The sequence below is a fragment of the Agrobacterium sp. 22-221-1 genome, assembly GCF_053522445.1.
Window position 1 is genome coordinate 167,330 of the sequence record NZ_JBNWCL010000004.1, and the last position, 19,607, is coordinate 186,936.

Here is a 19,607-nt window from a genome sequence, read left to right on the forward strand (position 1 = left end):
GCGAGTGTGCCTCTTCCTCAATTCATGCTCATGGCGGCAAGCCATTCATCGATCCATGCCTTGCGGTTCTTCGCCACCTCTTCCGGATCCATCAGGAAAGTCTTCTGCGGCACCACGAGTTTTGAAAACGCCTCCGGCAAGGGCTTGGAGGTCGCCGCGACCGGCATCATCCAGTTGTTTTCCGGAATGGCATCCTGAAAACCGGATGTCAGCGTGAAAGCGAGGAATTGCTTTGCCAGTTCCTTGTGCGGCGCGTTTTTAAGGAGACCGGAAACCTCAATCTGGATGTAATGCCCTTCGGAAAAGGCGGCGGCCTGATAACGATCCGTTTTTTCAGCGACCATGTGATAGGCGGGTGAGGTGGTGTAGGAGAGCACCATCGGCACCTCACCCTTGGTGAAGAGGCCATAGGATTCCGACCAGCCCGGCGTAACGGTGAGAATGCGCTTCCTGAGCTTTTCCCAGGCCTCCGGGGCCTTGTCGCCGTAAACCGATTTCACCCATAGCAGCAGGCCAAGCCCCGGTGTGGAGGTGCGCGGATCCTGAATGACGATTTTCTGCGAGGGGTCGCCTTCCACAAGGTCTTTAAGGCTCGCCGGCGGGTTTTTCACCGTCTGCGTATCATAGATGACAGCGAAATGGCCGTAATCATAGGGAACGAAAACATCGTCCGTGTAGCCGCCCGGCACCTTGGCCGCCGATGCATCGATGCCGCTGACATCGAACAGACCGGTCTGTTTTGCTTCCGCGACAAGATTGGTGTCGAGACCGACGACGACATCCGCCTTGGACCCCGCCCCTTCAAGCTTCAGACGATTGAGCAGCGCCACGCCATCGGCCACGCCGACGAAATTGAGCGTGCAATTGCAAACCTTCTCGAAGGCCTCCTTCACCTTGGGACCGGGACCCCATTCGGAAACGAAGCTCTCATAGGTGTAGACGGTCAGTTCCTGTCTATCCTGTGCAACAGCAAGACCGGGCAGAAACAGCGAGGCGGCAACGAGGGAATTCAGGAAAAGACGACGGCGCACGGGTATCTCCTCAAAAAAACGATAGGGAAATAGCCGCCTGCATTAAAGCCGTCTAATCCCTCCGCCGGTATGAACCGGATCAGGTTCTTCGGGTTGGCAAGCCTCTCAGCCTTTTACACCCAAGCGCAAAAGACACCCCGTTAGATCAAGATGATGGTGTAGTCCCGCCGTCCCTGATTGGCAAGATGGCCGAGGTCAGCCCTGTTCCGTCATATGCACCAGTTCCCAGACGTGCCCGTCGGGATCCTGAAAGCTGCCGGCATACATGAAGCCATGGTCCTGAACGGGCTTCCAGCCGCTGCCGCCGGAGGCGAGCGCCGTCGCGATCATCCGGTCGATTTCCTCCCTGCTTCCGGCGGAAAGACAGGTCAGAACCTCGGTGGTTCGCGTCGCGTCGGCAATGTCGCCGTTGATGAAATCGCGGAAACGTCCCTCCTGGAGAAGCATCACGAAGATATTCTCTTCCACGATCATGCAGAGCGTGCGGTCATCCGAATATTCCGGGTTGAAGCTGAAACCGAGAGCGGTGAAGAAGTTTCTTGATGTCTCGATATTCTTGACCGGCAGATTGACGAAAATCATGCGCATTTTCACAACTCCTCCAAACGAACGCCGGCATAGAACGGCAATTCTGCTTTTCTATCAAAGGCGGGAGGAGGACCGGTCAAACGGGGAACTGATTGCCTTCAGCCCTCCAGTTCCTCGCGCAGCATCTCCAGTTCCAGCCATTCTTCTTCCATGGCCTCCAGCTTGTCGCGCAGCTTCGACATTTCCTGCGCCAGCGTGTTGAAGGCCGCCGGGTCCTTTGTGAAAAGCTCCGGATCGGCCATGCGCTGCTCGCGTTTTGCGATTTCGCCTTGCGCCTTTTCCATCTCCTTCGGAAGATTTTCGAGCGCGAATTTCTGCTTGAAGGAAAGCTTGCCCTTGGCCTTTGAAGGATCCTGCGATGCGGAGGCGGAAGGTGCGGCCTTCGCCTTTTCCTGTTTCTCAGCCTTGCGTTTTTCTTCCGCCGCGCCCTTGCGCTGCGCCATCATGTCCGAATAGCCGCCGGCATATTCGATCCATCGTCCGTCCGGCTCATCCGGATTGACGGGCGCGATGGTGGAGGTGACGGTGCGGTCGAGGAAATCGCGGTCGTGGCTGACGAGGATAACGGTGCCGGAAAAGCCAGCAACGATTTCCTGCAACAGATCGAGCGTTTCGATATCGAGATCGTTGGTCGGCTCGTCGAGGATCAGAAGATTGGTCGGCCGCGCCAGAATGCGCGCCAGAATAAGGCGCGCGCGCTCGCCCCCGGAAAGGTTGCGGATCGGTGTGCGGGCCTGTTCCGGCTGGAACAGAAAGTCTTTCATATAGCCCGTCACATGCTTCAATTCGCCGTTGACCAGCAGATTTTCACCACGACCATCGGTCAGATAATGCGCGAGCGTATCGTTGGGATTGAGATCCTCGCGTTTCTGGTCGAGCGTCGCGATTTCCAGATTGGTGCCGAGCTTCACCGTGCCGCTATCGGGCTCCATCTGGCCGGTGAGCATCTTCAGAAGCGTGGTTTTACCGGCGCCATTCGGGCCGACGAAACCGATGCAATCGCCGCGATGGACGCGCAGCGAAAACGGTGCGACGATCACGCGCTCGCCATAAGCCTTGGTGATGGCCTCGGCTTCGATGACGAGCTTGCCGGATTCACGCCCTTCGGTAACGGTCGCTTGCACCGTGCCCTGCGGCCCCTTATGGCCGCGATATTCCGCACGCATGGCCTGAAGCTCGCCGACGCGGCGCATGTTGCGCTTGCGCCTTGCGGTCACGCCATAACGCATCCAGTGTTCTTCACGCTCGATGGCCTTGCCGAGCTTGTGCTGTTCCAGCTCTTCCTCTTCCAGCACCTTGTCGCGCCATTCCTCGAAATGAGCAAAACCGCGATTGAGACGGCGCGACTGGCCACGATCCAGCCAGACGGTCGAGGTCGAGACCTTTTCGAGAAAACGCCGGTCATGCGAAATCAGCACCAGCGCGCTGCGCGTCTGCTGCAGCTCGCTTTCAAGCCATTCGATGGTGGGCAAATCGAGATGGTTGGTCGGTTCGTCCAGCATCAGGATATCGGGTTCCGGCGCCATGACGCGGGCAAGAGCCGCACGTCGCGCTTCACCGCCGGAAAGGCTCGCCGGATGTTCCTGCCCGGTGAGACCGAGATGCTCAAGAAGATAGGTGACGCGATAGGGATCGTCACCGGGGCCGAGCCCGGCTTCGGCATAGGCCTGAACCGTGTCGTAACCGGCAAAATCCGGAGCCTGCTCCAGATAGCGGATGGTGGCGGCCGGATGCCGGAAAACCTCGCCCGACTGCGCCTCGACCAGACCCGCGGCGATCTTCATCAGGGTGGACTTGCCGGAACCGTTGCGCCCAACAAGGCAGATGCGGTCGCCCGGTTCCACCTGGAGATTGGCGCCATCGAGCAGCGGGGTCACGCCGAAGGTCAGCTTGATGTCATCGAGTTTCAAAATAGGGGGTGCCAAGGCGTCAGGCTCCGGTCAGATCATAAGGGCGGGCGAGCACGATGGCTTTTCCGCTTTTCAGCGAGAAATGCACGGGGCCGCCATTCGCGACATTGGAAATAGTGCGGGACGAACCGAAAGCAAGCGCGAAATCCTTCAGCGGATAACGCACATTGCCGATATCGAGCCCCTCAAGGGCGGTAAATCCGGCGACCGAAAACAGCGAGGCGGGCGGCAGATCGATATCCAGCGAACCGGCAAGCAGCGGCCGCGCCTCTTCTTCACCGGAGGTCAGCGTAACATCGATACCACGTTCGGCGAGCGCCACCGCGTAAAGGAGGTGCTGAAGCGCATGGTCGCTTCTCGCGCCTCCAAGCGCACCGACAAGCACCAGCGAATGCGCTCCACGGGAGAGAGCTTCCGATACCGCGATCTCGCCATCCGTCACCGCCTTTGCGGCCGGGTATGGCTGCCGCGCTACATCGGGCCAGGCCTCCAGCAACTCTTTGCTGGCGGAATCGAAATCCCCGACCCACAACTCCGGCGCAAGGCCAAGCGGCCCGGCATGGCGCATGCCGCCGTCGGCCGCAATCACACGGCTATCCGCGACCGCCTCTTGCAAACGATCGGTCACCGTAACATCGCCGCCAAGCAGAATGGTGAAGCGCTCTTTATCCATGCCCTGCCTTATCGCACCTCCGCCAAAAATGGAAAGCGGAAACCCGATGAAATCGGCCTATATTGATTTTCGCCGGCTTCGGGATTATGAAACGCCTCAGTGGTGATTTGCCGACCGGCTTGCAGCCACTTTAAAGAAGTCGCTAAAGGGTCGAGGAAAAAGGCAATTTCCTGGGACCGGTCGCGATTTCGCTGCCGGTTTTTTTGTTTTCGCAACGTTCTTTACGTGATCCGGAAAAGAGAGTTCGACATGCCGATCAAGATTCCCGATACGCTTCCCGCTTTTGAGACCCTCGTTCATGAGGGCGTGCGGGTCATGACCGAAACGGCGGCCATCCGGCAGGATATCCGCCCGCTCCAGATCGGGCTTCTCAACCTCATGCCGAACAAGATCAAGACGGAAATCCAGATGGCGCGCCTCGTCGGCGCCTCGCCGCTGCAGGTGGAGCTGTCGCTGGTGCGGATCGGCGGCCATCGCGCCAAGAACACGCCGGAAGAACATCTTCTGTCCTTTTACGAGACGTGGGAAGAAGTGCGCCACCGCAAGTTTGACGGTTTCATCATTACCGGCGCCCCCGTGGAGACGCTGGCCTATGAAGACGTGACCTACTGGAACGAAATGCGACAAATTTTCGAATGGACGCAGACCAACGTTCATTCGACGCTGAATGTCTGCTGGGGCGCGATGGCCGCCATCTATCATTTCCACGGCGTGCCGAAACACGAGCTGAAGGAAAAGGCTTTCGGGGTCTACCGTCACCGCAATCTCTGCCCCTCATCGATCTATCTGAACGGATTTTCGGATGATTTCCAGGTCCCGGTCTCGCGCTGGACGGAAGTACGCCGCGCCGATATCGAAAAACATCCGAAACTCGAAATCCTGATGGAATCCGAGGAAATGGGCGTTTGTTTGGTGCATGAGAAAGAGGGCAACCGGCTCTATATGTTCAACCATGTCGAATATGATTCGACATCGCTTTCGGACGAATATTTCCGTGACGCGAATGCCGGCGTGCCCATCAAGCTGCCGCATGATTATTTTCCGCACAACGACCCGGAGCTTGCCCCGCTCAACCGCTGGCGCAGCCATGCCCATCTGTTTTTCGGCAACTGGATCAACGAGATATACCAGACGACGCCCTATGATCTCGAAGCCATCGGGCAACTGGCCGCGTAAAGCGCGTCGCGTTTTATCGAACGCATGCGACGCGCTTTCGTTCTGTTTTAAGCATGTCTTTTTCCCAAAACCGCGGCACACTTTTGGGAGACATGCTTTGAATTGCGGGATTGCGAATTGCCGGAAAATGACGCAACGTCCGCCCGGCAATTCGCAACATCAGGGAGAATGACGAGATGAGCGACGCGGCGGCGCGGGAGAATTTCGGTTTCACGGCGACCGGCGAAAAAGTCGAACGCGTCACCATCTCGAAAGGCGGGCTGACGGCCAAGGTCATTACCTGGGGCGCGGTCATTCAGGATCTGCGCCTTGAAGGCCACCAGCCGCCGCTCGTTCTCGGCTTCGATAAATTCGAGGACTACAAATATTCCTCCTATTTCGGCGCCACCCCCGGCCGCAACGCCAACCGCATCGGCGACGGTCGGTTCTCGATCGACGGGCACGAATACCAGCTGGAGCTCAACGAAAAAGGCGTAACCCACCTGCATGGCGGCAGCGACGGCATGGGCAAACGCAACTGGATGCTGATGGAACATGGCGAAAGCCATGCGGTTCTACAGATCATCGATCCCGATGGCCGCGCCGGTTATCCCGGTAATTGCACGGTCACGGCCACCTATACGATCCTCGACGGCGGCGTGCTTTCGGTGGTCTATGAAACGGTGACCGACAAGCCGACCATCGCCAATGTCTGCCAGCATTCCTATTTCAATCTCGATGGCGCAGACACCGCACTTGGGCATGAGATCAGCATCGCGGCTGATTTTTACCTGCCCACCAATGACAAGCAGATACCGACGGGAGAAATCCGCTCCGTCGAAGGTACCGTCTTCGACCTGCGCCACCCGACACCGATGCGGCGCAAGGAGAATGGCGAGCAGGTTCTCTACGACCATAATTTCTGCCTCTCGCCCGAGCGCCGCGCCAAGCGCAAGGTTGCCCGCGCCTATTCACCGGCCTCCGATATCGCCCTTGAGGTTCACACCACCGAACCCGGTGTGCAGTTTTATTCGGCCTTCAAACTGGACGTTCCGGTTCCCGGCCTCGATGGCCGTCACTACGGCCCCTTTGCCGGTTTCTGCCTGGAAACGCAGATTTGGCCGGACGCCGTCAATCACCCGGATTTCCCGCACGCCATCCTGCGGCCGGGTGAAACGCTGCGACAGGAAACAGACTATATTTTCAAGAAAGGCTGACGCGGCGCGCCGGGGTCAATCCAGCACGCAGCCGACATAGCCGCCGGAGGCGCGGGCGCGCCGTTCGATAAGGCCGGCGAGCCGTTGCAGCCCGCGTCCCGGCTTGCTGGCGACGCGGTCGATTGGATTGGGTAATGACACAGCCAGCAGCGCCGCCTGACGGGAGCTGAGTTTCGCGGCCGGCACCTTGAAATGGTACTGGGCGGCAGCCTCGATTCCATAAATGCCCGGTCCCCATTCGGCAACGTTGAGATAAATCTCCATCATCCGTTTTTTCGACCAGACGAAATCAGCCGCGATCGCCAGCGGCAGTTCCAATCCCTTGCGCAGGAAAGAACGGCCATTCCACAAAAACAGGTTCTTGGCCGTCTGCATCGGAATGGTGCTTGCACCGCGGGTGGAAGCCCCATCGAGCGCATTGCTGACCACGGATTGCATCTGGTTCCAGTCCACGCCGCCATGGAAACAGAATTGCCCATCCTCGGACATCATCACGGATTGCACAAGGCGCGGCGAAATATCCTCAAGCGGCACCCAGCGCCGGTCATATCCCTGCAGGGTCGCCAGATCGGCGAGCATCAGCGTCGAGACCGGCCGGATAAACGGCAGCGCATAAACCGGGATCAGCAGATAGGGCAGGATCAGCAATGCCAGCAAGGTCATGAAGATGCGCTTTGCCAACGTGCGAAAATCCACCTTCGGACTGCTCCGGTCTTCCGCCAGCACGGCGTAATCTGCGTCGCTTTCAGGCGTACTGCTCAATATTCGTCAAAGCCCCGCACCAATTGAAGCCTTTCATAGTCCATTGCCGCCTTCAAGGCGAGTCCGCTCAAATAGTTGCACCTCTGGAATCACGAAAAGGTTTGCCTGCATTCGCGCGGCATGCCAAAGAGCGCGGCATGGACGCTGCGATGACAAATTTCGAAACGAAGCTGCGCGAAAACGCGACAAAAACCGAAGCCCTGCTTGGCCGCCTGCTTTCCGGCGAAGCCCGCGCGGATGAGATCACGCGCCCACAAAATCTGCTCGACGCCATGCGCCATGGCGTGTTGAACGGCGGTAAACGCCTGCGGCCCTTCCTCGTCATCGAAAGTGCCGCCCTTGCGGGCGGGAATGCCGAAGCCGCCCTTCATGTCGGCGCGGCACTGGAATGCCTCCATTGTTATTCGCTTGTTCATGACGATCTGCCGGCCATGGACGATGACGACCTGCGCCGCGGCCAGCCGACCGTGCATCGCAAATTCGATGAGGCGACCGCTATTCTCGCCGGCGACAGCCTGCTGACGCTTGCCTTCGATATCATCGCCTCGGACGAAAATCCGCTTGCGGCCGAGCGCAAGGCCGCGCTCGTACTCTCGCTTGCCCGCGCGGCGGGCATCGGCGGCATGGCCGGCGGCCAGGCCCTCGATCTCGCTGCGGAGAAAAAAGCACCCGATGAAGCCGGTGTCATTACATTGCAGGCTATGAAAACCGGTGCACTGCTGCGTTTTGCCTGCGAAGCAGGCGCAATCATCGCCGGCAGCGATATTTCCGAAAGGCAAAGGCTGCGTCTCTTCGGCGAAAAGATCGGCCTCGCCTTCCAGCTTGCCGACGACCTTCTGGATTTGACGGCCGATGCCGCCACCATGGGCAAGGCAACCGGCAAGGACGCCGCGCGCGGCAAGGGAACGCTTGTGGCGCTGCGCGGCGAGGACTGGGCACGCAACCAGCTGCGGGAGCAAGTGGCGGAAGCCAGCGAACTGCTGGCCCCTTATGGAGAAAAGGCCGCGATTCTCATCGCGGCCGCCAGATTCATCGCTGAACGAAAGAGCTGAGCGGCTTCCACTCAGCTTTTCATTACCCAATCAGCCCTTGAGCGGCGAAATCAGCACTTCGACGCGACGGTTCTGGGCGCGGCCATCCGGCGTTGCATTCGAAGCGATCGGCTGCGACGGGCCGAAGCCGAGCGTCGAAATACGGCGCTGGTCAACGCCGCGCGCGCCGAGATAATTGGCGACCGATGCGGCACGACGCTCCGAAAGGCCCTGATTGTAACCGGCGCTGCCGGTGGAATCGGTATGGCCGTTGATGTCGATGAGCGTGCGGTTGAACTTGTTCAGCACGATGGCGACGGAATCGAGCGTCTGATAGAATGGCGGGATGACCTGATCCTGGTCCGTCGCGAAGGTGATGTTCGACGGCATGTTGAGAACGATGCTGTCGCCACGGCGGGTAACCGAAACGCCGGTTCCCTGAAGCTGGGCGCGAAGCTCGGCTTCCTGGCCATCCATGTAATTGCCGATGGCGCCGCCAGCGAGCGCACCGATGCCCGCACCGATAAGCGCGGCATTGCGGCGACCGGTCGGCGAACCGCCGACAGCCAGACCGCCCAGAGCACCGACCACGGCGCCGATGCCGGCGCCGCCGGCCGTGTTCGACATCTTCTGCTCACCCGTATAGGGATCGGTGGTGGTGCAGGCGGAAAGATAGGTCCCGCAAAGGGCGACGATCGCGATTTTTTTGATCATGTGTTTTGATGCTCCGAGAGGTTCAGGAGGTATGACAGTAGAATTCCGGCCTTTTCACGGTACTCTTTACTCCGCCGCATCTTTCCGGCCAAAACGCTTTTCGATGTAATCGATCACAAGCGCTTCAAAATCAGCGGCGATATTGGGACCACGCAGGGTCAGCGCCTTTTCGCCATCAATAAAGACGGGCGCTGCCGGGCTTTCACCGGTTCCGGGCAGGGAAATGCCGATATCGGCATGTTTGCTTTCACCGGGGCCATTAACAATGCAGCCCATGACGGCGACATTGAGGGCCTCGACACCCGGATATTTCTCACGCCAGATCGGCATGTTCTTGCGAATATCGTTCTGGATGTTCTGGGCAAGTTCCTGAAAAACGGTGGACGTGGTGCGCCCGCAGCCGGGACATGCCGCAACGACCGGAATGAACTGACGGAAACCCATGACCTGCAGCAATTCCTGCGCCACCTGCACTTCGCGGGTGCGGTCGCCATTCGGCTCAGGCGTCAGCGAGACGCGGATCGTATCGCCGATGCCGTGCTGCAGCACATAACCCATGGCGGCGGACGAGGCGACGATGCCCTTGGAGCCCATGCCCGCTTCGGTGAGGCCGAGATGCAGGGCGTGATCGGAGCGTTCCGACAGCATGGAATAAACGGCGATCAGGTCCTGCACCTGGCTGACCTTGGCCGACAGGATGATGCGGTTGCGCGGCAGGCCGATTTCTTCGGCAAGCTCGGCGGAAATCAGCGCCGACTGAACGATGGCCTCACGCGTGACCTGACGGGCGGAGAGAGGGAAACCCTGCTCCTTGTTCTTGTCCATCAGCGTCGTCAGAAGTTCCTGATCGAGCGACCCCCAGTTGACGCCGATTCGGACCGGCTTGTCGTAGCGGATCGCCATTTCGACGATCTCGCCGAACTGCTTGTCCTTCTTGTCCTTGAAGCCGACATTGCCCGGATTGATGCGGTATTTCGCCAGAGCTTCGGCGCAGGCCGGATGATCGGCCAGAAGCTTGTGGCCGATATAATGAAAATCGCCGACAAGCGGCACATCAAGCCCAAGACGCAGCAACCGCTCGCGGATTTTCGGCACGGCGGCCGCGCTCTCGTCGCGGTCGACGGTGATGCGCACGATTTCCGAACCGGCCCGGAAGAGCGCCGCCACCTGCTGCACGGTGGCGTCGATGTCCGCCGTATCGGTGTTGGTCATCGACTGCACGACGACGGGCGCGCCGCCACCGACGATGACACCGCCCACGTCTACGGCGACGGATGCGCGGCGGGGCTTGGGATCGTAATCGGCATGTGACGTCATGGCGGTCTCTGGAGCTTGCGGCAAGGTCTGGCAATTGAGGTGAAACAGGCAAGCCTGCTTGTCAACACCCAACGCATGAGAGCTTCTACTTTACCGCAATCATGGCAAAATTCGAGACGCCTATTCCTTGCCCGCACCATCCGCATGGCGGGCGAGCCGTGAAAGCAGCAGAACCACCACATGCAAGAGCGGCAGGGCGATGAAGACGCTGGCAAGACCGGTATGCTCGGCAATAAAGCCGATGGCCGATGGCGCCACCAGAATACCGGAATAGCCCATGGTGGTGACCACCGAGAGACCAATGCCGGGCGCCAGTCCCGGCATGTTGCCGGCGGCGGAAAAGGCAATGGGCACCATGTTGGAAATGCCGATGCCGGCAATCGCGAAGCCGATGATCGCGATAGTGGAATTTCCCGCAAGACCAGCAATCATAAGACCGATAATCGACATGGCCGAACAAAAGCGCAGGGTCGTCACGGCGCCGAAGCGGTCACGCACCAGATCGCCGGCAAAACGCATGGCCGCCATGGTCATGGAGAAGGCCGCGAAGGCGAAACCGGACTGCGATACCGAAGCACCGAGTTCATTGCGCAGATAAAGCGCGCCCCAGTCAAGGATAGCGCCTTCAGGAATCATCGAGAACAGCGCCATCAGGCCGATGATCCACGGCAGCGGCGTCAGCGGCAGGCCGCCTTTCGGGCGTTCCTCCTCCGGATGCGGACGATCCGCAAGGACGCGCGGCCACGCGATGACCAGCAGCACGAGTGCAATGACCGTCAGCGCAATGGCGTGCCCCTGCACACCGATGGCCGTGATGAGATAACCGCCAAGACCGGCGCCGATCAGGCCGCCAAGGCTCCAGAAGGCGTGGCACGACGACATGATGGCGCGGCGCATATCCCGTTCCACTGCTACCGCATTGGCGTTCATGGCGACATCCATCGCCCCCGTCAGCCCGCCGAACAGAAACACCGCAATCACCCCGGCCCATACCGTGCCCGCCCAGGAAATGAAAAGCAGAGTCGGCAAAAAGATCGCCGCAGTGACGAGGCTCACCGTACGTGAGCCGAAACGGGCGATCTGCGAACCGGCAATCGGCATGAAAACCAGCGAACCGATACCGAAGACCAGAATGATCAGGCCGAGCGCGCTCTCACTGAGGGACAGGCGCGCCGCAAATTCCGGAATCTTGGGCGCCCATGACCCCATCATGAAACCGTTCATCAAGAACAGCAGGGAAACGCCCAGCCTGTGCCGCGTCAGATAGGACGAGCGTATGCCTGTCGGCGAAAATGTCGTGGGGCCATTCATCGGCAATATCCTTCAGACTTGACCATGAGAAAACTGAGCGACGTCATCATCGCCGCAATAAATCTGTACGCCCTTTGCCGACAGCGCCTCGACGAATGCGCGGTCGGCATCCTGCTCCAGCACGAGGGAGAGAGGTGGAGAAAAATCATGCACATGGAAAGCTGCCCTGTGGCCGAGCTTTTCCGTGGTGATGGCGGCGACAATCCGCTGGCTGGCGCTGCAGGCAAGCCGCTTGAACACCGCATCCTCGAAAACATCCGCCGACAGACCCATCTCGGCCGCAACGCCGCAAACACCGAGAATGCAGAGATCGGGCCGCATCAGTTCGAGCTGCCGAAGCGCCATGGCGTCAATCGCAGCACCTACGGCCGGATCGACCTTGCCGCCGATCAGCACCAGATCGATATCGGCCCGCCCCGTCAGTTCAGCGGCAATGGCGGGCGTATTCGTCACCACCGTCAGGTTGAGCCCGGCGGGAAGCGCCCTTGCAATGGCGAGATTGGTGGAACCGGCATCGATGAAGACGACCATGCCCGGCTCGAGAAGCGGGACAACGGCGCGCGCCAGCAGGGCCTTGCGGTCGGCATCCTCGGCAATGCGCGTCTTCAGCGGCACCGTTTTGCTGTCGGAAAGCAACGCCCCGCCATAAACCCGCAGGCATTCTCCCCGGGCTGCCATCTCACGCAGGTCGCGGCGCACAGTGTCTTCGGAAACGCCGAAATTCTGCGCGAGATCCTGCGCCAGCACCCGGCCGCTTTGCCGTAACTGCGCAAGGATGAGCGCCTGCCGCTCGCTGACAAAATGATCGCTCATCGGAACTCATGCATAAACAGGAATAAACGTGCACGAACATGCATATTCGAGTTTTTACGGCTGCGCAACAAAAAACGCCCGCCGGAGAGGCGGGCGTCTGACACTCATCAATGATCGGATACGGCTTTATTCCCCGTAAGCGATCAACAGATCCTTCGCATCGATCTGATCGCCGGGGCGCACCAGAACTTCTGCGATCTTGCCATCGCGTTCGGCGTGAAGCGCGGTTTCCATCTTCATGGCCTCGATGGAAAGCAGCACGTCGCCGGCCTTGACGTCCTGGCCCTGGTTGACGAAAACGCGGCTGATCACGCCCGGCATCGGCGCGCCGATATGGACGGCATTGCCGGGCTCGGCCTTGCGGCGCACGGCGGAGCCGGAAGCACCATGGGCACGATCCGGCACCTTGATGCGGCGCGGCTGGCCGTTGATCTCGAAGAACACCGTCACCATGCCCTTATCGTCAGTGCCGGACGAGGCCTGATTGACGATGACAAGCGTTTTGCCGCGTTCGATATCGGCAAACAGTTCCTCGCCGTCCTCCATGCCGTAGAAATAGGCATGGGTGGGCAGCACCGAAACCGGGCCATAGGTCTCGGCTGTCAGCGCGAAATCCGTGAACACCTTCGGATACATCAGATAGGACGCGAACTCGAAATCGTCGACGTTGCGCTCCAGCTTTGTCTCGATCACCTTCCGTTCGGCATCGAGATCTGCATCTTCCAGCAGCGAACCCGGACGAACCGTATAGGGCGCTTCGCCCTTCAGCGCCTTTTTCTGCAGGGCTGCCGGCCAGCCGCCGGGCGACTGTCCAAGATCGCCCTTCAGCATCGACACCACCGATTCCGGGAAAGACACTTCACGATCAGGGTTTTCAACGTCAGCCACCGTCAGATCCTGGCTGACCATCATCAGCGCCATATCACCGACGACCTTGGAGGACGGCGTCACCTTGACGATATCGCCGAACATGCGGTTGGCGTCTGCATAGGCCTGCGCCACCTCATGCCAGCGGCTTTCGAGACCCAGCGAACGCGCCTGTTCCTTGAGGTTGGTGAACTGGCCGCCCGGCATTTCGTGCAGATAGACTTCCGAGGCCGGTCCCTTGAGATCGCTCTCGAAGGCGGCATACTGGTTGCGCACCGCCTCCCAGTAGAAGGAAATGCGGCGGATCCATTCGGTATCGAGACCCGTATCGCGTTCCGATCCCGCCAGCGCCTCCACGATCGAGCCGAGGCATGGCTGCGACGTATTGCCGGAGAAGGCATCCATTGCAGCATCGACGGCGTCGACACCGGCATCCACGGCCGCAAGAACGGTCGCGGCGGAAATGCCCGAGGTATCGTGGGTGTGGAAATGGATCGGCAGACCGGTCGCCTCACGCAGCGCCTTGAACAGAACCCTGGCGGCGGCCGGTTTCAATAGGCCCGCCATGTCCTTGACGGCGATGATATGAGCTCCGGCCTTTTCAAGCTCGGCGGCAAGGTTGGTATAATATTTAAGATCGTATTTCGGACGAGCCGAATTCAACAGATCGCCGGTATAGCAGATGGTCGCCTCGCAGAGCTTGTTCTCCTCGGCAATCGCATCCATCGAGACGCGCATATTCTCCACCCAGTTCAGGCAGTCGAAGACGCGGAAAAGATCGACCCCGCCCCTTGCGGCCTGACGGACGAAGTATTTGACGACATTGTCGGGATAATTCTTGTATCCGACGCCATTTGCGCCGCGCAGAAGCATCTGCAGCAGCAGGTTCGGCGCGCCTTCGCGGATCAGCGCAAGACGCTCCCATGGGTCTTCTGTCAGGAAGCGCATGGAAACGTCGAACGTCGCCCCGCCCCAGCATTCCAGCGAGAGAAGCTGCGGCAGCGCCTTGGCGTAAACGCTGGCGACACGGGCAATATCATGGGTGCGAACGCGGGTGGCCAGCAGCGACTGGTGCCCGTCGCGCATGGTCGTGTCGGTGACCAGAACACGTTTTTCATTGCGCATCCAGTCCGCAAAGCCCTTCGGGCCAAGCTTGTCCAGCAACTGCTTGGTGCCATCGGGCGTCGGCGCATCGATATAAGGAACGACGGGCTTTGCCGCCTTTTCGGACGGCCTGGCGCGGCCCTTGGTTTCCGGGTGGCCGTTGACGGTCACGTCGGCAAGATAGGTCAGGAGCTTGGTGGCACGGTCCTGACGCTTGACCTGCGCGAACAGTTCCGGCGTCGAATCGATGAAGCGGGTCGTATAGGTGTTATTGCGGAAGCTGTCGTGACCGATGATGGCTTCGAGGAAGGTGAGGTTCGTTGCCACGCCGCGAATACGGAATTCGCGCAGCGCGCGGTCCATGCGGTTGATCGCCTCATCCGGTTGCGGCGCCCAGGCCGTTACCTTGACGAGCAGCGGATCGTAATAGCGGGTGATGACAGCGCCGGTATAGGAAGTACCGCCATCCAGACGGATACCGAAGCCAGAGGCGGAACGGTAGGCGGTGATACGGCCGTAATCCGGAATGAAGTTATGTTCGGGGTCTTCCGTCGTGATACGGCACTGCAGCGCATGGCCGTTGAGACGGATATCCTCCTGGCGAGGCACGCCGGATTCCGCCGTGCCGATGGCAGCGCCTTCGAGAATATGGATCTGCGCCTTGACGATATCGATACCGGTCACGACTTCGGTGACGGTATGCTCCACCTGGATGCGCGGATTGACCTCGATGAAGTAGAATTTGCCGGTATCGGCATCCATCAGATATTCGACCGTGCCTGCGCCGATATAGCTGGTGGCGGCGGCGATCTTCAGGGAGTAGGCAGCAAGTTCCTGACGCTGCGCTTCGGTGAGATAGGGCGCGGGCGCACGCTCGACCACCTTTTGATTGCGGCGCTGGATCGAACAATCACGCTCGAACAGATGCACGACATTGCCGTGTGTGTCGCCGAGAATCTGGCTTTCGACGTGGCGAGCACGCTCGACCAGCTTTTCCAGATAGACCTCGTCCTTGCCGAAAGCAGCCTTCGCCTCGCGCTTGGCTTCCGTCACCTCGCGGGCGAGATCTTCCTTCTTGCGGATGGCGCGCATGCCGCGTCCGCCGCCGCCCCAGGAGGCTTTCAGCATGACCGGATAGCCGATTTCCTCGGCCATGCGCTCCACTTCCGCCATATCGTCGGGCAGCGGATCGGTAGCGGGAACAACGGGGACGTTGACCGAGATCGCCAGATTGCGCGCAGCCACCTTGTTGCCGAGCTGGCGCATCGTATCCGCCGTCGGTCCGATGAAGGTGATGCCGGCCTTGTTGCAGGCCTCCACGAATTCGGGGCTTTCAGACAGAAGACCGTAACCGGGATGGATCGCGTCCGCTCCGGAGAGCTTGGCTACGCGAATAACCTCCTCGATCGAAAGATAGCTCTCGATCGGCCCCATATCCTTGGCGAGATGCGGACCCCTGCCGACCTGATAGGATTCGTCCGCCTTGAAGCGGTGCAAAGACAGCTTGTCCTCTTCCGCCCAAATCGCAACGGTTTTAATCCCAAGCTCGTTCGCTGCCCGGAAAACGCGGATCGCAATTTCGGATCGGTTGGCAACAAGTATTTTCGATATTTTCAAGACGGTCTCCCCACACGCCAAAACAAAATTTCTGCTGCACTGCGGAATTAAGCAGCAAAACCCGGTCTTGGAAAGGGCAATTCCGGCGAGAACTGTCCTGTTTGCGCTAGCTCAGCAAACCATGACGAAAAGCAAGCGCTACGGTATGCTGCCGGTTCTTGGCGCTGAAACGGCGCTGAATTCCGTTGATATACCAGTCGACCGTGTGGTTGGAGATCGATAGTTGGCGTCCAATTTCGGTGGAGGTCATACCGTCCGCCATCAGCGTCAGGACCTCCATTTCGCGCTTTGTAAGCTCGAGAGCGGAAACTTCGGGGGCATTGCTGAAGCCATGAGCCTGCCCGGAAAGATCGAGCAGGCGCCAGAACACGGCACGCGTGGCCGCATCCAGCAGTTCCACCTGCAAAGAGGGCAATTGCCGATCCTGACCGCCAATGAAGACCGCACCGATGAAGCCCGCACGGCCGTGCACGGGAAAGGCGTAGCCGCCCTGCAGGCCGTACCGGCCGGCATCGTGGAAAAAGACGCTCGCCCTTTTGCGATGCATCGCACGCGGCAGACCCTCCAGCGCTTCCTTCCACTGAAACGGCTTGTGCACCATGCCGATCACCTTGCGGACGGGATCGACGAGATTGTATTTCTTGGCCCTGTAGACCTCCAGCCAGCCTTCGGGCAGATGTTGCGCAAGGATGTGTCCGGTGGAGGCGAGCTCCCCCGTCATCCGCCTGCTGACGAGAAAATATTCGAAACCGTATTCGCGAATGAGCGTTGCAAATTCGGAACGAACGCGGTCGGCGCTTCCCGCCTGGTAACACGCAGAGATGAAGTGAAGAATATCATGCATAAAGACACGTGGTCCGGAGCTTGGCTTGAAGGGAATGACACGAAGGACGTGGTCCCGCGATGACGTCATGTTACTCGGGCGCCGGTCGGTTGAGATTGAACATATCGTCGTTAGCAATCCCTGAAACGAAGATGCGAAATCTTGTGACGGCAGGCCCCGGGAAACATCGGGTTCGGTTTTTTTCGGTTCGCACGCGCGGTCAATCTGTTAAGCCGCCATTCAGACAGAAAGAGCGATAATTACACAAATTTCGCCGTCTCATGCAACCTTGCTAAAATAACTTGCCTTGAGGCCGAACAAACAACCGCTCGAAAAAGACGCTCGGACTGGATTGAAAATTTGACCTTGTTTCAGGTTTACACACGCGCTCTGCGCTATCTGACCGTACATAAATGGCGGGTGACGGTGGTCGTCATCGCCAACGTCATTCTTGCAGCGATCACCATCGCCGAACCGGTGCTGTTCGGCCGGATCATCGACGCCATCTCTTCCGGCACCAACGTCACGCCGATCCTTATCCTTTGGGCGGGTTTCGGTGTCTTCAACACCGTCGCTTATGTGGCTGTCGCCCGCGAGGCAGACCGGCTGGCCCATGGCCGGCGCGCTTCGCTCCTGACGGAAGCCTTCGGGCGCATCATCTCGATGCCGCTTTCCTGGCACCATCAGCGCGGCACATCCAATGCCCTGCACACGCTGCTACGCGCCAGCGAAACGCTGTTCGGCCTGTGGCTCGAATTCATGCGCACGCATCTGGCCACCTTCGTCGCACTGGTGCTGCTTGTGCCGACCGCCATGTCCATGGACCTGCGCCTCAGCTTCGTGCTGATCGGCCTCGGTATCGTCTACTGGTTCATCGGCAAGTGGGTGATGGGCCGCACCAAGGACGGCCAGGCTTCTGTCGAAGAACACTATCACAGCGTTTTTGCCCATGTCAGCGATTCCATCAGCAACGTCTCGGTGCTGCACAGCTACAATCGCATCGAGGCCGAAACGAAGGCGCTGAAATCTTTCACTGAAAAGCTGCTGAGCGCGCAATATCCGGTGCTCGACTGGTGGGCCTTCGCCAGTGCTCTGAACCGCACGGCCTCCACCGTTTCGATGATGATCATCCTCGTCATCGGCACCGTGCTGGTGAAGAACGGCGAGTTGCGCGTTGGCGATGTCATCGCCTTCATCGGTTTCGCCAATCTCCTGATCGGCCGTCTGGACCAGATGCGCCAATTCGTGACGCAGATTTTCGAAGCCCGCGCCAAGCTCGAGGACTTCTTCGTACTGGAAGATTCCGTCAAGGAACGGGAAGAGCCGGGCGATGCGCGCGAATTGTCGAATGTCTCCGGCACCGTGGAGTTCCGCAACATCAATTTCGGTTTCGCCAACACCAAGCAGGGCGTTCACGACGTTTCGTTCACGGCCAAGGCCGGCGAGACAGTCGCGATCGTCGGACCGACGGGCGCCGGCAAGACCACGCTCATCAACCTTCTGCAGCGGGTCTACGATCCCGATTCCGGCCAGATTCTGATCGATGGAACCGATATTTCGACGGTGACGAAAAATTCGCTCCGCAACTCCATCGCCACCGTGTTTCAGGATGCCGGCCTGCTGAACCGCTCCATTCGCGAAAACATCCGCCTCGGCCGTGAATCGGCCACCGATGCGGAAGTGGTGGAAGCAGCGGCAGCCGCAGCGGCGACGGATTTCATCGACAGCCGCATCAACGGCTATCTGACCCAGGTGGGTGAACGCGGCAACCGCCTGTCCGGCGGCGAGCGCCAGCGCATCGCCATTGCCCGCGCCATCCTGAAGAACGCTCCCATTCTGGTTCTCGACGAAGCGACCAGTGCGCTGGATGTGGAAACGGAAGCCCGGGTGAAGGCCGCTGTCGACGCGCTGAGAAAGAACCGTACGACCTTCATCATCGCCCACCGCCTTTCCACGGTCCGCGATGCCGATCTCGTCCTCTTCCTCGATCAGGGCCGGATCATCGAAAAGGGTACTTTCGATGAGCTGAGCCAGCGCGGCGGACGCTTTACCTCGCTGCTGCGCACCAGCGGCCTGCTGACGGAAGACGAAAACCAGCAGCCCCGGCCAAAGGCCATTGCCTCCTGACGGCTTGGCTAACAGAATGAAGACAGGGCGGACAGCATGTTGTCCGCCCTTTTTCTTTGTGCGCTTCCCGACAGCCATACCAGATCACAGGTCGCCTATCGAAGAATTCCGGTCAAGAAACTTGCCAGCCAGAAATCGATCTGCCCGAAGGGGAGGACATTTCCCAGAAAGGCGACAATACCTGCTGCGAGATTGGTCAGGAAAACTCCAAGCACCACGCCAAGCATTATTCCGACGCTCGTTTTGCGTGGGTAGCGCGCCAGCCAACACGACAACGCCAGGGAAAGAATGGCGAGCAACGCCAACAGTGCAATTTCTGTGAAAGATGCGCTGAATTGCAAGATAACTCCCTTCCGGTCGACCGACTATTCGCGACTGCTGCTTTTCTCGAAAAGATTGACGAGACAGTCCGCACCGGGCGATCCGGCACCGCGCCATCAAAACCTTCGCCAATATGACCCTATCTCGGTGCTGCGGGAGCTTCCAGCCGACGCTGCGAAGGAGCCCGGTTCCGTGCCATGATCCGACCCATTAACTGAGTCAGAGG

The 19,607-nt window shown here is 59.5% G+C and carries 16 protein-coding genes and 2 riboswitches; of the genes, 4 read left to right on the forward strand and 12 right to left on the reverse strand.

The window, feature by feature from the left end; all coding sequences use genetic code 11:
• Nucleotides 1–17: 17 nt before the first annotated feature.
• From thiB to ACQZ5N_RS08240, 4 genes are all read right to left on the reverse strand, one after another.
• Complete coding sequence (gene thiB / locus ACQZ5N_RS08225) at nucleotides 18–1,031, reverse strand: thiamine ABC transporter substrate binding subunit (protein ID WP_448732635.1); 1,014 nt, start codon at nucleotides 1,029–1,031, stop codon at nucleotides 18–20.
• Nucleotides 1,032–1,070: 39 nt separating this feature from the next.
• Nucleotides 1,071–1,181: riboswitch (TPP riboswitch) on the reverse strand.
• A gap of 45 nt (nucleotides 1,182–1,226) precedes the next feature.
• On the reverse strand, nucleotides 1,227–1,619 hold the full coding sequence (locus ACQZ5N_RS08230; RefSeq protein WP_003520331.1) for a VOC family protein: 393 nt from the start codon (nucleotides 1,617–1,619) through the stop codon (nucleotides 1,227–1,229).
• A 98-nt stretch (nucleotides 1,620–1,717) separates the two neighbouring features.
• Complete coding sequence (locus ACQZ5N_RS08235) at nucleotides 1,718–3,544, reverse strand: ABC-F family ATP-binding cassette domain-containing protein (protein ID WP_448732636.1); 1,827 nt, start codon at nucleotides 3,542–3,544, stop codon at nucleotides 1,718–1,720.
• Nucleotides 3,545–3,548: 4 nt separating this feature from the next.
• Complete coding sequence (locus tag ACQZ5N_RS08240; RefSeq protein ID WP_003520329.1) at nucleotides 3,549–4,202, reverse strand: thiamine diphosphokinase; 654 nt, start codon at nucleotides 4,200–4,202, stop codon at nucleotides 3,549–3,551.
• 89 nt (nucleotides 4,203–4,291) lie between these two features.
• A riboswitch (SAM riboswitch) is annotated at nucleotides 4,292–4,368 on the forward strand.
• A gap of 83 nt (nucleotides 4,369–4,451) precedes the next feature.
• Here ACQZ5N_RS08240 and metA point away from each other — a divergent pair.
• Both metA and ACQZ5N_RS08250 read left to right on the forward strand, forming a co-directional pair.
• Nucleotides 4,452–5,378, forward strand: coding sequence for a homoserine O-acetyltransferase MetA (gene metA / locus ACQZ5N_RS08245; protein ID WP_003520328.1), 927 nt, complete (start codon nucleotides 4,452–4,454; stop codon nucleotides 5,376–5,378).
• Between the two features lie 176 nt (nucleotides 5,379–5,554).
• Complete coding sequence (locus ACQZ5N_RS08250; RefSeq protein WP_448732637.1) at nucleotides 5,555–6,574, forward strand: aldose epimerase family protein; 1,020 nt, start codon at nucleotides 5,555–5,557, stop codon at nucleotides 6,572–6,574.
• Nucleotides 6,575–6,589: 15 nt separating this feature from the next.
• Here ACQZ5N_RS08250 and mtgA read toward each other — a convergent pair whose 3' ends face one another.
• Entirely contained in the window at nucleotides 6,590–7,336 is a 747-nt protein-coding gene (gene mtgA, locus ACQZ5N_RS08255; protein WP_448732638.1) for a monofunctional biosynthetic peptidoglycan transglycosylase, read from the reverse strand.
• A 137-nt stretch (nucleotides 7,337–7,473) separates the two neighbouring features.
• Here mtgA and ACQZ5N_RS08260 point away from each other — a divergent pair, with 137 nt between their 5' ends.
• On the forward strand, nucleotides 7,474–8,388 hold the full coding sequence (locus ACQZ5N_RS08260; protein ID WP_448732639.1) for a polyprenyl synthetase family protein: 915 nt from the start codon (nucleotides 7,474–7,476) through the stop codon (nucleotides 8,386–8,388).
• Nucleotides 8,389–8,418: 30 nt separating this feature from the next.
• Here the strand turns inward: ACQZ5N_RS08260 and ACQZ5N_RS08265 are convergent, their stop codons facing one another.
• The 6 genes from ACQZ5N_RS08265 to ACQZ5N_RS08290 form a co-directional block, all read right to left on the reverse strand.
• Nucleotides 8,419–9,081, reverse strand: a complete 663-nt coding sequence (locus tag ACQZ5N_RS08265; RefSeq protein ID WP_003520323.1) for an OmpA family protein — start codon at nucleotides 9,079–9,081, stop codon at nucleotides 8,419–8,421.
• Between the two features lie 66 nt (nucleotides 9,082–9,147).
• A complete protein-coding gene (ispG, locus tag ACQZ5N_RS08270; RefSeq protein WP_020010805.1) occupies nucleotides 9,148–10,398 on the reverse strand; it encodes a flavodoxin-dependent (E)-4-hydroxy-3-methylbut-2-enyl-diphosphate synthase in 1,251 nt (416 codons plus the stop codon).
• Nucleotides 10,399–10,518: 120 nt separating this feature from the next.
• Nucleotides 10,519–11,709, reverse strand: a complete 1,191-nt coding sequence (locus ACQZ5N_RS08275; RefSeq protein WP_020810992.1) for an MFS transporter — start codon at nucleotides 11,707–11,709, stop codon at nucleotides 10,519–10,521.
• A gap of 12 nt (nucleotides 11,710–11,721) precedes the next feature.
• On the reverse strand, nucleotides 11,722–12,522 hold the full coding sequence (locus ACQZ5N_RS08280) for a DeoR/GlpR family DNA-binding transcription regulator (RefSeq protein ID WP_448732640.1): 801 nt from the start codon (nucleotides 12,520–12,522) through the stop codon (nucleotides 11,722–11,724).
• Nucleotides 12,523–12,648: 126 nt separating this feature from the next.
• A complete protein-coding gene (gene pyc / locus ACQZ5N_RS08285; protein ID WP_448732641.1) occupies nucleotides 12,649–16,110 on the reverse strand; it encodes a pyruvate carboxylase in 3,462 nt (1,153 codons plus the stop codon).
• 106 nt (nucleotides 16,111–16,216) lie between these two features.
• Nucleotides 16,217–16,954, reverse strand: a complete 738-nt coding sequence (locus tag ACQZ5N_RS08290) for an autoinducer binding domain-containing protein (protein ID WP_448732642.1) — start codon at nucleotides 16,952–16,954, stop codon at nucleotides 16,217–16,219.
• Nucleotides 16,955–17,293: 339 nt separating this feature from the next.
• Between ACQZ5N_RS08290 and ACQZ5N_RS08295 the strand changes: the two genes are divergently transcribed.
• Entirely contained in the window at nucleotides 17,294–19,060 is a 1,767-nt protein-coding gene (locus ACQZ5N_RS08295) for a glucan ABC transporter ATP-binding protein/ permease (RefSeq protein WP_003520317.1), read from the forward strand.
• Nucleotides 19,061–19,155: 95 nt separating this feature from the next.
• On the opposite strand, the gene ACQZ5N_RS08300 is transcribed toward ACQZ5N_RS08295, so the two are convergent.
• Entirely contained in the window at nucleotides 19,156–19,401 is a 246-nt protein-coding gene (locus ACQZ5N_RS08300; RefSeq protein ID WP_448732643.1) for a hypothetical protein, read from the reverse strand.
• Nucleotides 19,402–19,607: the final 206 nt, after the last annotated feature.